This window comes from Pseudomonas sp. NFACC25 (genome assembly GCF_900100935.1).
GTDB lineage: Bacteria > Pseudomonadota > Gammaproteobacteria > Pseudomonadales > Pseudomonadaceae > Aquipseudomonas > Aquipseudomonas marginalis.
In genome coordinates this window covers 460,378-474,595 of record NZ_FMUC01000003.1, presented here as the reverse complement: position 1 = coordinate 474,595, position 14,218 = coordinate 460,378, and the positions used below count along the sequence as shown (strand labels likewise).

Here is a 14,218-nt window from a genome sequence, read left to right as displayed (position 1 = left end):
TAAATAATGAAAAAAGCATTGCTGACCCTTTCTGCACTGGCTCTGTGCATGGCCGCCGGTACCGCGCTGGCCAAGGAATACAAGGAACTGCGTTTTGGTGTCGATCCGTCCTACGCACCGTTCGAATCCAAGGCGGCCGATGGCAGCCTGGTAGGCTTCGATATCGACCTGGGCAATGCGATCTGCGCCGAACTGAAAGTGAAGTGCAAGTGGGTCGAAAGTGACTTTGACGGCATGATTCCAGGCCTCAAAGCCAACAAGTTCGACGGTGTGATCTCGTCCATGACCGTGACCCCGGTGCGCGAGAAGGCCATCGACTTCTCCAGCGAACTGTTCTCCGGCCCGACCTCGCTGGTGTTCAAGAAAGGCGCGGGTTACTCGACCCCAGAGTCCCTCAAGGGCAAATCCGTGGGCTACGAGCAAGGCACCATCCAGGAAGCCTACGCCAAGGCGGTACTGGATAAAGCCGGCGTGACCACCAAGGCCTACGCCAACCAGGACCAGGTTTACGCCGACCTGACCTCCGGTCGTCTCGACGCTTCCGTGCAGGACATGCTGCAAGCCGAACTGGGCTTCTTGAAGTCACCGGCCGGTGCCGGCTATGAAGTCAGCGCCGCCATCGATGACCCATTGCTGCCATCGAAAACCGCCATCGGTATCAAAAAAGGTAACACTGAACTGAAGGCCCTTTTGGATAAAGGTATCAAAGCGTTACACGATGATGGCACCTACGCCACCATCCAGAAGAAACACTTTGGCGATCTGAACCTGTACAGCGGCAAATAATGCCTGGGGCGCCCCTTCTCTCAAGGGGCGCTTTTTTATCGCCATAGGTCCTGATTTATGTTCGAAGAACTGTTGCAAACCCTCGGGCTGAGCGCACTCAGCCTGAAGGGTTTCGGCCCGTTGTTGCTGCAAGGCACCTGGATGACCATCAAGTTGTCGGTGCTGTCCCTGATTGTCAGCGTATTGCTGGGCCTGCTCGGCGCCAGCGCCAAGCTCTCCAGCCTGCCCTTCCTGCGCATCCCCGCCCAGCTCTACACCACCCTGATTCGCGGTGTACCCGACCTGGTGCTGATGCTGTTGATTTTCTACAGCCTGCAAACCTGGCTCACCGGCCTGACCGACTTCATGGAATGGGAATACATCGAGATCGACCCATTCAGCGCCGGGGTGATCACCCTGGGCTTTATCTACGGTGCTTATTTCACCGAGACGTTTCGCGGAGCAATCCTCGCCGTGCCCCGTGGCCAGCTGGAAGCCGCCACGGCCTACGGCCTCAAGCGCGGGCAACGCTTTCGCTACGTGACCTTCCCGCAGATGATGCGCTTTGCCCTGCCGGGTATCGGCAACAACTGGATGGTGATGCTCAAGGCCACGGCCCTGGTGTCGATCATCGGTCTGGCGGACCTGGTCAAGGCCGCCCAGGATGCCGGCAAAAGCACCTACCAACTGTTCTACTTCCTGGTGCTCGCCGCGCTGATCTACCTGTTGATCACCAGCGCGTCCAACTTCGTCCTGCGTCGTCTTGAACGTCGCTACTCCGCAGGCTCACGGGAGGCGGTGCGATGATCGAACTCTTGCAGGAATACTGGCGCCCCTTCCTCTATAGCGACGGCCAGCACATCACCGGCCTGGCCATGACCCTGTGGCTGCTCAGCGCCGCCCTGGTCATCGGCTTTGTGGTGTCGATCCCGCTGTCCATCGCCCGTGTATCGCGCAACCCGCTGGTACGCTGGCCGGTGCAGTTCTACACCTACCTGTTCCGTGGCACGCCGCTCTATATCCAGTTGCTGATCTGCTACACCGGCATCTACAGCATCGCCGCCGTACGTGAACAGCCGCTGCTGGATGCGTTCTTTCGCGATGCGATGAACTGCACGATCCTGGCCTTCGCCCTCAACACCTGTGCCTACACCACGGAGATTTTCGCCGGGGCCATCCGCAGCATGGCCCACGGCGAAGTCGAGGCGGCCAAGGCCTACGGTTTAAGCGGCTGGAAGCTGTACGCCTACGTCATCATGCCTTCGGCGTTGCGCCGCTCGTTGCCCTACTACAGCAACGAAGTGATCTTGATGCTGCACTCGACCACGGTAGCGTTTACCGCGACGATCCCGGACATCCTCAAGGTGGCGCGGGACGCCAACTCGGCCACGTTCATGACGTTCCAATCATTCGGTATCGCCGCGCTGATCTACCTGACCGTGACCTTTGCCCTGGTCGGTCTGTTCCGTCTGGCGGAGCGCCGTTGGCTGGCGTTTCTCGGGCCCAGCCATTAAGGAGCCTTCATGCGTCATCAGGTACACGATCTGATCGCGCCGGTGCCAGGCACGGCGCGGCAGATTCACAGTTTCCACTTCGGCCCCGAACACGCCGAGGGCAAGGTCTATATCCAGTCATCGCTGCATGCCGATGAACTGCCGGGCATGCTGGTGGCCTGGCACTTGAAGGTGCGCCTGGCCGAGCTGGCGGCAGCCGGGCGGTTACTGAGCGAGATCGTGCTGGTGCCCATCGCCAATCCGGCAGGCCTGGAACAGGTGTTGATGGACACCCCGCTGGGCCGCTACGAGTTGGAAAGCGGGCAGAACTTCAATCGCCTGTTTGTCGACCTCAGTGATACCGTCGGCGATCAGGTCGAGGGCTCGCTCGGCGATAACCCGCAACAAAACGTCGAACTGATCCGCACCGCCTTGAGCGCTGCCCTGGCCGTGCAAATCGCCGAGACCCAGTTGCACTCCCAACGCCTGGTGTTGCAACGCCTGGCCTGCGATGCCGACATGGTGCTGGACCTGCATTGCGACTTCGAAGCCGTGGCGCACCTCTACACCACGCCCGAAGCCTGGCCGCAGGTGGAACCGCTGGCACGCTATATCGGCTCGGAGGCCAATCTGCTTGCCACCGATTCCGGCGGGCAATCCTTCGATGAGTGTTTCACCCTGGTGTGGTGGCAGCTGCAACAACGCTTTGGCGCGCGCTTCCCGATTCCCATGGGCAGTTTTTCGGTGACCGTCGAACTGCGTGGCCAGGGCGACGTCAACCATGGGTTGGCCGCCCTCGACTGCCAGGCAATCATCGACTACCTGATTCACTTCGGCGCGATTGCCGGCGACGCCGCACCGCTGCCCGAACTGCCCTACCCCGCCACGCCGCTGGCGGGCGTCGAACCCGTGGCAACGCCGGTGGGCGGCCTGCTGGTGTTCAGCACCCTGCCCGGTGAATACCTGGAAGCCGGGCAACTGATCGCCGAAATCATCGACCCCATTACCGACCGCGTAACGCCCGTGCACTGCCAGAAGGCCGGCCTGCTTTACGCCCGTTCGCTGCGCCGCATGGCCACTGCCGGGATGGTCATCGGCCATGTCGCAGGCACCGAGGCCTACCGCAGCGGCTATCTACTTTCGCCTTGAGGATGCACGCCCCATGTACAAATTGACCGTTGAAGGCCTGCATAAAAGCTATGGCGACAATGAGGTGCTCAAAGGCGTCTCGCTCAAGGCCAGGACCGGTGATGTGATCAGCCTGATCGGCGCCAGCGGCTCGGGCAAAAGCACCTTTTTGCGTTGCATCAACTTCCTGGAAACCCCCAACGACGGCGCCATGACCCTCGACGGCCAGCCGATCCGCATGGTCAGCGACCGCCACGGCATGCGCGTGGCCGACGATGCCGAACTGCAGCGCCTGCGCACGCGACTGGCGATGGTGTTCCAGCATTTCAACCTGTGGAGCCATATGAGCGTGCTGGAAAACATCACCATGGCCCCGCGCCGGGTGCTGGGTTGCAGCAAAAAGGACGCCGAAGACCGCGCCCGTCGCTACCTGGACAAGGTGGGTTTACCGGCACGCGTGGCGGACCAATACCCGGCGTTCCTGTCCGGTGGCCAGCAGCAACGGGTGGCCATCGCCCGTGCCCTGGCCATGGAGCCGGAGGTGATGCTGTTCGACGAACCCACCTCGGCCCTCGACCCGGAGCTGGTGGGTGAAGTGTTGAAGGTGATCCAGGGCCTGGCCGAGGAAGGCCGCACCATGATCATGGTGACCCACGAAATGAGCTTTGCACGCAAGGTATCCAGCCAGGTGCTGTTCCTGCACAAGGGCCTGGTGGAAGAGCAAGGCGCGCCGGAGGATGTGCTGGGCAATCCGAAGAGCGAACGCCTGCAACAGTTCCTGAGCGGCAATTTGAAGTAAACCTTTGCGACGCCTGGAGGGTCTGTGGAATAGGCCCTCCAGAGCGTTCGCCGCCCCATGGCAAAACCCCTCGACTTCGCCAAAACGTGGTTTGCCGCCAAAGGCTGGAAGCCGTTCGCTTTCCAGAAAGACGTATGGACGGCGGTCAAGGACGGCCGCTCGGGCTTGCTGCACGCCAGCACCGGCGCCGGCAAAACCTACGCCCTGTGGTTTGCCGCCCTCAACCGTTTCGCGATCACCCGACCGCCCGCCACCGGTAAACGCAAACCGCCGGCTGAGCCACTGACCGTGCTGTGGATCACGCCCATGCGTGCGTTGGCCGCCGACACCGCACGCGCCCTCGAAGCGCCGCTCGAGGCCTTGCAGATTCCCTGGAGCGTCGGCCTGCGCACCGGCGATACCAGCAGCAGCGAGCGTGCCCGGCAAACCCGACGCCAGCCCACCGCCCTGGTCACCACCCCGGAAAGCCTGACCCTGATGCTCGCCCGCGCCGACAGCGAAACGAGCCTGGCGCACCTGCGCATGGTGGTGGTGGATGAATGGCATGAGCTGATCGGCAACAAGCGCGGCGTGCAGTTGCAGCTGGCGTTGGCGCGGCTGCGGCGTTGGCATCCCGAACTGATGGTGTGGGGCATTTCGGCCACCCTCGGTAACCAGTCCCACGCCCTGGAAGTGCTGGTCCCACAAGGGGACGGGATTAATGTGCAGGGACAAACGGCCAAGCAGTTGCACGTCGACACCTTGCTGCCGCCCTTCGCCGAGCGGTTTCCCTGGGCTGGGCATATCGGCTTGAAGATGCTGCCGCAGGTGGTGGCCGAGGTCGACGCCAGCAGCAGTTGCCTGGTGTTTACCAACACGCGGGCGCAGTCGGAAATCTGGTATCAGGCGCTGCTCGATGCACGCCCGGATTGGGCCGGGGTGATTGCCCTGCACCATGGTTCGCTGGCCCGCGAGACCCGCGACTGGGTGGAGCGGGCGTTGAAAGACGGTCAGCTCAAGGCGGTGGTGTGCACCTCCAGCCTGGACCTGGGGGTGGATTTTTTGCCGGTGGAGCGCGTGCTGCAAATCGGCTCGGCCAAAGGCGTGGCGCGCCTGATGCAACGCGCCGGGCGCTCCGGCCATGCACCCGGACGGCCGTCGCGGGTGACCCTGGTGCCGACCCACAGCCTGGAACTGGTGGAAGCCGCTGCGGCCCAGGACGCCATTGCAGCGCGGCGCATCGAAGCCCGCGAATCGCCCCACAAGCCGTTGGATGTGCTCGTACAACATTTGGTGAGCATGGCCCTGGGCGGTGGCTTTACGCCGCAGGCGCTGCTGGCGGAGGTGCGTGGCGCCTGGGCCTATCGTGACCTCAGCGAGGCCGATTGGGCCTGGGCCCTGGGTTTTGTACGGCATGGCGGCTTATCGCTGACCGCTTACCCGGATTACCGCCGCGTGGCGCCGGACGAGCACGGCATCTGGCGCGTCCCCGATGCCCGGCTTGCGCGCCGCCATCGCATGAGCGTGGGCACCATTGTCAGCGACGCCAGTATCCAGCTGAAATTCTGGAGCAAGGGCGGCGGTGGCAAGAACCTGGGCAGTGTCGAGGAAGGTTTTATCGCACGCCTCAAGCCGGGTGATGGCTTCTTGTTTGCCGGACGCCTGCTGGAATTGGTGCGGGTGGAAAACATGACCGCCTATGTGCGCCGCAGCAGCGCCAAAAAAGCTGCCGTACCCCGCTGGAATGGCGGGCGCATGCCCCTTTCCAATGAGCTGGCCCAAGCCGTGGTGGAGCGCTTCGATGCGGCCGCGCACGGGGTCTACGAGGGGCCGGAAATGCGGGCTGTGCAAACCCTGCTTCAGACACAATTGCGCTGGTCCGGCTTGCCGACGCGCGAGCACTTGTTGGCCGAAGCCTTGAAATCGCGGGAGGGCTGGCACCTGTTCCTCTACCCGTTTGCCGGCCGCCAGGTGCACCTGGGACTGGCGAGTCTGCTGGCGTGGCGGGTCAGCCAGCAGCAGCCTGTGACCTTCTCGATTGCCGTCAACGATTATGGCTTGGAGTTGCTCAGCGCCACCGAGTTGGATTGGCCACGCTTGCTGAATGGGGCGCTGCTGAGCCCGAAGCAGTTGCTGGCAGACGTAGCAGCCAGCCTGAACGCCGGGGAACTCGCCCTGCGCCGCTTTCGCGAGATTGCGCGTATCGCCGGGCTGGTGTTTGCCGGTTACCCCGGCGCGCCGAAAAGCACGCGCCAGGTGCAGGCATCCAGCGGGTTGTTCTTTGAAGTGTTCAAGCAATATGACCCGCAAAACCTGTTGCTGGCCCAGGCGGGGGAAGAAGTCCTGCGCGACGAATTGGATATTCGTCGACTGGAAGAGACCTTGCTTCGCCTCTCGGCGCTGACACTGGACGTGCATAGGATCGAACGTCCTACGCCCCTGGCCTTCCCACTGCTGGTAGAACGGATGCGCGAAAGCATGAGTTCGGAAAAACTCTCGGAGCGCATTGCGCGGATGGTCAAGGACTTGGAAAAAGTCGCCGATAACGGCAAACGCTGATGGTGTGCTCAGTGACGCTGGAGGGCGAAGAGCTGTGGCTGTTGGCGGATAAGGCGCTCTACTGGCCCGCGCGCCAGTGCCTGCTGATCGCCGATGCACACTTTGGCAAGGCATCGGCCTATCGCAGCCTGGGCCAGCCGGTACCGCAAGGCACCACCACCGAGAATCTGCAGCGCCTGGATCGGCTGTTGGCGGCCGTACCGTGCGCCCAGGTAATCTTTCTCGGCGATTTCCTCCACGGGCCCGGCTCCCACGCCAGCGGCACCCTCAGCGCCTTGAGAGCCTGGCGAGCACGTCATTGCGACCTGTCGATGACCTTGATTCGCGGTAATCACGATAAACGCGCGGGCGACCCACCGGCTGACTTGAACATCGAAGTGGTCCCGGAGCCCCTGTTGATGGGCCCTTTCGCCCTGCAACACGAACCGCACGCCCATGCCAGCCACCATGTGCTGGCGGGGCATGTGCACCCGGCGTATCGCTTACGCGGCAAGGGCCGGCAGAGCCTGCGCCTGCCGTGTTTCCAGTTCGGCACACGCGTCAGCCTGCTGCCGGCGTTTGGGGCGTTTACCGGGGGGCATACGGTGGAGCAGGACAATGACCGCCGAATCTTTGTCATCGGCGATCACCAGGTGTGGCAGGTGCGCTGACCGGCCTTGCGGGTATCAGGCGACCGGTGCGGGAGGCGGCTCGTCCGGAAGGGTCGGCTCACCGGGCTCGGTGGGCTGCTGTGGCCAATCTTCATCGGGTTGGCCGGGGATGCCGCCTGCATAGGCGGGATCAGCCATCAGGGACCAGGCCAGAACGCCAATCTGGTTGGGTTCAAGCCGGGCAAGTTCTGCGCTGATTCGCGGGTCAATCTTCATAAGGCACTCCTCAAGCGTGGCTCGGTGCGTTTTGCACGCACCGAGGCAGTACACCCAATAGAGTCACTTTCTGCGGACTAATTCCCTTTACGCGTAGGACCTTTCGATCAAGCGCGTGGCAAGGTGACGCCGCGCTGGCCTTGGTACTTGCCGGCGCGGTCTTTGTAGGACACTTCACAGGCCTCGTCAGACTGCAGGAACAGCATCTGCGCCACGCCTTCGTTAGCGTAGATTTTCGCCGGCAGGGTGGTGGTGTTGGAGAACTCCAGGGTCACGTGGCCTTCCCACTCAGGCTCAAGTGGCGTCACGTTGACGATAATGCCGCAGCGCGCGTAGGTGCTTTTACCCAGGCAGATGGTCAGCACGTCGCGGGGAATCCGGAAGAATTCCACGGTGCGTGCCAGGGCAAAGGAATTCGGCGGGATAATGCACACGTCGCTTTTCACATCGACGAAGCTCTTTTCGTCGAAGTTCTTCGGATCCACGATCGCCGAGTTGATGTTGGTGAACACCTTGAACTCGTCGGCGCAGCGCACATCGTAGCCGTAGCTGGAAACGCCGTACGAGATCACGCGGTCATCGCCTTCACCACGAATCTGGCGCTCGACGAACGGTTCGATCATGCCGTGCTCTTGCGCCATGCGGCGAATCCACTTGTCCGATTTGATGCTCATGGCGGGTGTCCTGAATAGCGAGGTGGAAAAATTCTGTGGGGCATCTTACCGGGGCCGGCGTTGGGGTTCAAAGGGCGTCGGGCTTTTCTTGATGAACGCACCGGCTGCCATAAGGCGCAGCCAGCGGGGCCGGGACCCGCATTGCCGCAACCAGTGTGTGTAAATACCACCGCCAGTCACGAAAATAGAGAAACCTTCGGAAATACCATTGGCACGTTCCGGAAAAAGGGTTAAGGTGGCGCCACTGTGCTGCTTGTGTCACTGAGAATCTCTACACGATATGTTGAATTTCGATCCAACCATCTCCAAGAATTTTTCCTGCTCTTTGCACTCAGTCTCGGCCAGGGCTTTTCCTGAGTCGCAGTTAACTTTGTCCAAGGAGATACACCATGTCTAATCGCCAAACTGGTACCGTTAAGTGGTTCAACGATGAAAAAGGCTTCGGCTTCATCACTCCACAATCCGGTGACGACCTGTTCGTTCACTTCAAAGCTATCCAATCCGACGGCTTCAAAAGCCTGAAAGAAGGCCAACAGGTTTCTTTCATCGCTACCCGCGGTCAGAAAGGCATGCAAGCTGAAGAAGTTCAAGTTATCTAACTTGTACTGACTCAGTCAAAAAGACCCCGCCCTTAAAAGCGGGGTTTTTTTATGCCTGGGATTTGGGCATACATGAATAAAATGTCGTGCGCAAAAAATGTGGGAGGGGGCTTGCCCCCGATGGCGGTGTAGCAGTCGATACTTGCATTGACTGACAGACCACTATCGGGGCAAGCCCCCTCCCACATTCAAGCACTCAAGCGGCGTCGTTATTGAAACAACGACTCGCTCGACAAGCCATTCTTCTCCAGGATCTCGCGCAAGCGCTTGAGCCCTTCCACCTGGATCTGCCGCACCCGCTCACGGGTCAGGCCAATCTCCAGGCCTACGTCCTCCAGCGTACTGCTCTCATGGCCACGCAGGCCGAAGCGGCGAATCACCACCTCACGCTGCTTGTCCGTGAGCTCGGACAGCCACTGGTCAATGCTTTGGGAAAGATCATCATCCTGCAACAGCTCGCAGGGATCCGTAGGACGATCATCCGTCAGGGTGTCCAGCAGGGTTTTATCCGAGTCCGGACCCAGCGAGACGTCGACCGAAGACACACGCTCGTTAAGACCCAGCATGCGCTTGACCTCCCCTACCGGTTTTTCCAGCAGGTTGGCGATTTCTTCGGGCGAGGGTTCATGATCGAGTTTTTGAGTGAGCTCACGTGCCGCCCGCAGGTACACGTTGAGCTCCTTGACCACATGGATCGGCAACCGGATCGTGCGGGTCTGATTCATGATCGCCCGTTCGATGGTCTGGCGAATCCACCAGGTGGCATAGGTCGAGAAGCGGAAGCCCCGCTCAGGATCGAACTTCTCCACCGCCCGGATCAAGCCCAGGTTGCCCTCCTCGATCAGGTCCAACAAGGACAGCCCACGATTGACGTAGCGCCGGGCGATTTTCACCACCAGGCGCAGGTTGCTTTCAATCATGCGCTTGCGCCCAGCCGGATCACCCTTTTGCGACAAGCGCGCAAAATGGACTTCTTCTTCGGGAGTCAGCAGAGGGGAAAAGCCGATTTCATTGAGGTACAGCTGGGTCGCATCGAGCGCCCGGGTGTAATCAATGTATTTGTGTTGCTTTAACGCGGTGGAGTTCTTGGATTTGGTGCGAACTGAAGGTACAGCAGGTCCCTCATTCGACATCGATTCCGTAGCGATGCCGGTCTCCATAAGGAGAACCTCATCGTCGATGTCAAACTCCGGCGCTTCTTTACTGAGAGCCATTGTTATAGTCCTTTGGTGAGTTCGACCTCAAGCTCAAGCGACGCCTTTATCCTTGGCAACGCTGGAGCCTGTTCCTTCTACGTGAGGAACAGGCTGTGCAACATATCAACGACGGGGTAGGAATTGCAGTGGATCTACAGGCTTCCCTTGACGGCGAATCTCAAAGTGCAGTTTCACCCGGTCTGTACCAGTTGATCCCATTTCGGCAATTGTCTGTCCGACTTTGACCTGCTGCCCCTCCCGAACCAACAGCCTACGGTTGTGGCCGTAAGCACTGACGTAGGTATCGCTGTGTTTGATGATGACCAGCTCGCCGTAGCCCCGCAAACCACTCCCGGCGTACACCACCGTCCCATCAGACGCAGCTAAAACAGGCTGTCCCAAATCCCCGGCAATATCAATGCCTTTATTCAAACTGCCGTTTGAAGAGAATTTTCCAATTAACACTCCATTTGAGGGCCATCCCCAACCGGTCGGCGCAGGCCCTGCGGGGGGCAACGGCGCGGGTGCCGGCTTGTTCGCGACACTCGGCGCAGCGGTACCCGCAGGCCGGGTAATGATGGTGGTTTTGCTCGAAGACGACGGCGAAGATCCGGTGTTTGTCACAACTGCCGTAGGGGTAGAACCGGTGCGACCGTCAAAGCGAATCGTCTGACCCGGATGTATCGTGTAGGGCACAGGAATATTGTTACGGGCTGCGAGGGCCTTGTAGTCCCAGCCATAACGGAAGGCAATCGAGAACAAGGTGTCGCCCTTGCGCACGACATACTGCCCGGTGGTCACCGTCGGCTTTTGTGGTGCAGCGTTATTGCGGTCAACCACCCGTGCACCGCTGCTTGGCGAGCTGGAACACCCTACCAGAAGGGAACCAAAGACAAGGCCAAGCACCAGTCGCTGAAAACTTGTTTTACTCATACGCTGCGCAAGACCTGTGAGACTCACCCGCCGCTCCCTTTGTGGTGGCTGAACATGAATGCCTGTATCAGGCTTGAAATATGACGCAAGTATAACTGGGCATTGAAGTTTTACCGTCACGCGACTGAAACGAATCATTCAGCGCGTTGAATCGCCCCGCCCATCATGTTGACTTGATAGACCCCGCCGTAAGACACATCCTCACCAACAGAATTCACTGCCCGCGAAAAATGATCAGGCCAGCGGGCCATTGAGCAACGGCACAAAACGCACGGCGCCGAGTACATGCCGGGAAAAACCATCGTCTTCACGGACAATAAGCATCAATTGTTGCACTTCACCGGAACCCACCGGAATGACCAGCCGCCCTCCCGGGGCCAGTTGATCGAGCAGCGCCTGCGGCACATCCGTGGCCACGGCAGTGACGATAATCCCGTTGTAGGGCGCCAGCGCCGGCCAGCCTTCCCAACCATCGCCCCAGCGGAATACCACGTTGCGCAGGTTCAGCTCCACCAGGCGTTCCTTGGCGCGATCCTGCAGCACCTTGATGCGCTCCACCGAGAACACCCGCTCCACCAGTTGCGACAGCACCGCCGTCTGGTAGCCGGAACCGGTGCCGATCTCCAGCACTTTGTCCAGCGGCCCCGCCGCCAGCAGCAGCTCGCTCATGCGCGCAACCATATAAGGCTGGGAGATGGTCTGGTTATGGCCGATGGGCAATGCCGTGTCTTCGTAGGCACGATGGGCCAAGGCTTCATCGACAAAGAGGTGCCGAGGCGTACGCCGGATCACTTCCAACACCTGGGCGTTGGAAAGCCCCTCTTCGTACAGGCGCTGGATCAAACGCTCACGGGTGCGCTGGGAGGTCATCCCGATGCCCCGGCGCAGCAGGTCGTCTTGTTCACGAGCCATCAGCGCAGCCCCTCCAGCCAGCCATCGAGACTACTGAAGGCATCACTGAAGGTGCGATCAAGTTGCAACGGGGTAATCGACACATAGCCTTGCATCACCGCGTGAAAGTCCGTGCCTGGGCCACCGTCTTCGGCATCGCCCGCTGCCGCGATCCAGTAGCCTTCCTTGCCACGCGGGTCGACGACCTTCAACGGCGCTGCCGCGCGGGCGCGATGGCCCAGGCGCGTAAGCTGGATACCGCGAATGTGGTCGAGGGGCAAATTGGGAATGTTGACGTTGAGCACCGTGCGCGGCGGCAGGTCCAGGGCGCCATGGGCCTCCACCAGCTTGCGCGCGAAATAGGCCGCGGTGGGCAAGTTGTCCAGTTGCCGCGATGCCAACGAAAACGCAAACGAGGTACGGCCGAGGAAGCGTCCTTCAAGCGCCGCCGCCACCGTGCCGGAATACAGCACGTCGTCGCCCAGGTTGGCGCCGAGGTTGATGCCCGACACCACCAGGTCCGGCTCCTGGTCCAACAAACTGTTGATCGCCAGGTGCACGCAGTCGGTGGGGGTGCCGTTCACACTGATAAAGCCATTGGCCAGAACCTGCGGGTGCAGCGGACGGTCGAGCGTCAGCGAACTGCTGGCGCCGCTCTTGTCCTGGTCGGGGGCAACCACCACGCACTCGGCGTAATCCTGCAGCGCAGCATAGAGCGCGGCAAGGCCGGGTGCGGTGGCACCGTCATCGTTTGATATCAGAATACGCATGGGCTGTCCGTCTGCCCCACCGGCACCAGATCAACAAGCTCGCGCACCAAGACAGTGGCGAAGCATCCGGCCGGCAGGACGAATTCCAATTGCAGAATGTCAGGCCCGGGATAATGCCACGTCAACCCGCCAATGGGCAGTCGCAGAATGCGACGTTCCTGGCTCATGCCGGCACTCACCAGCCAATCACGCAGGTCGGCTTCACCGGCGGCGACCGCCTGCTCCAACTCAAACGTGGCGCCTGTCGCCGGAGAATCACCCTCGCCCCACTGCGGGCCGGTAGGGTGCAGGTCCAGGATCGCCAGGCGCGGGTCGCTGCACTCAGCCTCCCCCGCCGGAAAAAAGCTGCGGCTGTCGGTAAATGCCAGCAGATCACCCACTTGCGCGCGCTGCCAGGAACCGTCGGCGACGCGCGCCGCCAGCACTTTGTTGAAGAGAAAACTGCGCGCGGTGGACAACAACCGCGAACGCACATTGCGCTGCTCCGGGAGGGCCTTGCGCGCCGCCCATTCCCGCGCGTCGACGACATTGCCACCGTTGTGGCCAAAACGCTGGGTGCCGAAATAGTTGGGGATGCCGTACTGGGCAATCAATTGCAACCGAGCGTCAATGGCGGCGGTATCACCGGCCAATTGGGTCAGGCGCAAGGTAAAGCCGTTGGCCGAGTGCGCGCCGCGCTGCAGCTTGCGCTTGTGGCGGGCGGTTTTCAGGATCCTGAGGGTGTCGTTTTCCGCACCGCTCATGTCCGGATCGGCCTTGCCCGGCAATTGAACGCTGAACCACTGGCGGGTCAACGCCTGACGGTCCTTGAGCCCGGCATAGCTGACAGTGCGCAACGGCACGCCAGCCGCCTTGGCGATACGCCGCGCGGCTTCCTCAGTATTGAGCCCGCGCTTCTCAACCCACAACCACAGGTGCTCGCCTTCGCCGCTGAGCGGAATATCGAGCACTTCGTCGACCTGGAAATCTTCAGCCGTGGCCTTCAGGACCGCGCTGCCCAGGGCCTCGCCATAGGCACGCGGGCCCAGCAGTTGCAGGTCGTTCATGCGCGCAGCAACAAGGCGACGGAGTGCACCGCGATGCCCTCTTCACGACCGGTGAACCCGAGCTTTTCGGTGGTGGTGGCTTTCACGTTGACTTGATCCAATTCAATTTGCAGGTCTGCGGCAATCAGTGCGCGCATGGATTCGATATGCGGGGCCATTTTCGGCGCCTGGGCCACGATGGTGTTATCGACATTGCCGACCTTCCAGCCCTTGGCATGGATCAGGCCGACCACATGGCGCAGCAGGACACGGCTGTCCGCGCCCTTGAAGGTGGGATCGGTATCCGGAAAGTGCTTGCCGATATCGCCCAGCGCCGCCGCGCCGAGCAAGGCATCGCTCAAGGCATGCAGGACAACGTCGCCGTCGGAATGAGCCAGCAGCCCATGGTGGTGTGCAATGCGCACGCCGCCCAGGGTGATGAAATCGCCTTCAGCGAAACGGTGCACATCGTAGCCGTGGCCAATACGCATAAAAAAACGCCCCGATTTAATTCAGGGCGTGATTCTACCTACTTTTGCCT

At 61.0% G+C, this 14,218-nt stretch carries 16 protein-coding genes; 8 read left to right on the top strand and 8 right to left on the bottom strand.

The genetic code is table 11. From position 1 onward, the window contains the following. The first annotated feature begins 6 nt into the window (after positions 1-6). From BLQ09_RS09880 to pdeM, 7 genes are read left to right on the top strand one after another with little or no spacing between them, the layout of a single operon-like run. On the top strand, positions 7-786 hold the full coding sequence (locus BLQ09_RS09880) for a transporter substrate-binding domain-containing protein (protein ID WP_027604451.1): 780 nt from the start codon (positions 7-9) through the stop codon (positions 784-786). 57 nt (positions 787-843) lie between these two features. After that, positions 844-1,572 (top strand): ABC transporter permease, encoded by a 729-nt coding sequence (locus tag BLQ09_RS09875; protein ID WP_027604452.1) that lies wholly within the window; start codon positions 844-846, stop codon positions 1,570-1,572. Then, a complete protein-coding gene (locus BLQ09_RS09870; protein WP_027604453.1) occupies positions 1,569-2,279 on the top strand; it encodes an ABC transporter permease in 711 nt (236 codons plus the stop codon). The genes BLQ09_RS09875 and BLQ09_RS09870 overlap by 4 nt, the downstream gene beginning before the upstream one ends. Before the next feature lie 9 nt (positions 2,280-2,288). After that, a complete protein-coding gene (locus BLQ09_RS09865; RefSeq protein ID WP_092356460.1) occupies positions 2,289-3,407 on the top strand; it encodes a succinylglutamate desuccinylase/aspartoacylase family protein in 1,119 nt (372 codons plus the stop codon). Positions 3,408-3,420: 13 nt separating this feature from the next. Beyond that, positions 3,421-4,185, top strand: a complete 765-nt coding sequence (locus BLQ09_RS09860; RefSeq protein WP_016973168.1) for an ABC transporter ATP-binding protein — start codon at positions 3,421-3,423, stop codon at positions 4,183-4,185. A 57-nt stretch (positions 4,186-4,242) separates the two neighbouring features. After that, a complete protein-coding gene (locus tag BLQ09_RS09855) occupies positions 4,243-6,723 on the top strand; it encodes a ligase-associated DNA damage response DEXH box helicase (protein WP_027604455.1) in 2,481 nt (826 codons plus the stop codon). After that, the gene (pdeM, locus tag BLQ09_RS09850; RefSeq protein WP_027604456.1) at positions 6,723-7,373 is read left to right on the top strand and encodes a ligase-associated DNA damage response endonuclease PdeM; all 651 of its coding nucleotides are present in this window, start codon (positions 6,723-6,725) and stop codon (positions 7,371-7,373) included. Before BLQ09_RS09855 ends, pdeM begins: the two co-directional genes overlap by 1 nt. Before the next feature lie 15 nt (positions 7,374-7,388). Here pdeM and BLQ09_RS09845 read toward each other — a convergent pair whose 3' ends face one another. Continuing rightward, a complete protein-coding gene (locus BLQ09_RS09845; RefSeq protein ID WP_027604457.1) occupies positions 7,389-7,589 on the bottom strand; it encodes a hypothetical protein in 201 nt (66 codons plus the stop codon). A gap of 107 nt (positions 7,590-7,696) precedes the next feature. Further along, positions 7,697-8,263, bottom strand: a complete 567-nt coding sequence (gene dcd / locus BLQ09_RS09840; RefSeq protein ID WP_003172320.1) for a dCTP deaminase — start codon at positions 8,261-8,263, stop codon at positions 7,697-7,699. 389 nt (positions 8,264-8,652) lie between these two features. Here dcd and BLQ09_RS09835 point away from each other — a divergent pair, with 389 nt between their 5' ends. After that, entirely contained in the window at positions 8,653-8,862 is a 210-nt protein-coding gene (locus tag BLQ09_RS09835) for a cold-shock protein (protein WP_002554837.1), read from the top strand. Between the two features lie 209 nt (positions 8,863-9,071). On the opposite strand, the gene rpoS is transcribed toward BLQ09_RS09835, so the two are convergent. From rpoS to ispF, 6 genes are all read right to left on the bottom strand, one after another. Next, complete coding sequence (gene rpoS / locus BLQ09_RS09830) at positions 9,072-10,076, bottom strand: RNA polymerase sigma factor RpoS (protein ID WP_025855149.1); 1,005 nt, start codon at positions 10,074-10,076, stop codon at positions 9,072-9,074. A 105-nt stretch (positions 10,077-10,181) separates the two neighbouring features. Next, the gene (locus BLQ09_RS09825; RefSeq protein WP_027604458.1) at positions 10,182-11,018 is read right to left on the bottom strand and encodes a peptidoglycan DD-metalloendopeptidase family protein; all 837 of its coding nucleotides are present in this window, start codon (positions 11,016-11,018) and stop codon (positions 10,182-10,184) included. Positions 11,019-11,225: 207 nt separating this feature from the next. Next, the gene (locus BLQ09_RS09820) at positions 11,226-11,861 is read right to left on the bottom strand and encodes a protein-L-isoaspartate(D-aspartate) O-methyltransferase (RefSeq protein WP_169899534.1); all 636 of its coding nucleotides are present in this window, start codon (positions 11,859-11,861) and stop codon (positions 11,226-11,228) included. Positions 11,862-11,902: 41 nt separating this feature from the next. After that, positions 11,903-12,652, bottom strand: a complete 750-nt coding sequence (surE, locus tag BLQ09_RS09815; protein WP_027604459.1) for a 5'/3'-nucleotidase SurE — start codon at positions 12,650-12,652, stop codon at positions 11,903-11,905. Then, a complete protein-coding gene (gene truD / locus BLQ09_RS09810) occupies positions 12,640-13,698 on the bottom strand; it encodes a tRNA pseudouridine(13) synthase TruD (RefSeq protein WP_027604460.1) in 1,059 nt (352 codons plus the stop codon). The genes surE and truD overlap by 13 nt, the downstream gene beginning before the upstream one ends. Beyond that, positions 13,695-14,168, bottom strand: a complete 474-nt coding sequence (gene ispF / locus BLQ09_RS09805; RefSeq protein WP_012722614.1) for a 2-C-methyl-D-erythritol 2,4-cyclodiphosphate synthase — start codon at positions 14,166-14,168, stop codon at positions 13,695-13,697. The genes truD and ispF overlap by 4 nt, the downstream gene beginning before the upstream one ends. Positions 14,169-14,218: the final 50 nt, after the last annotated feature.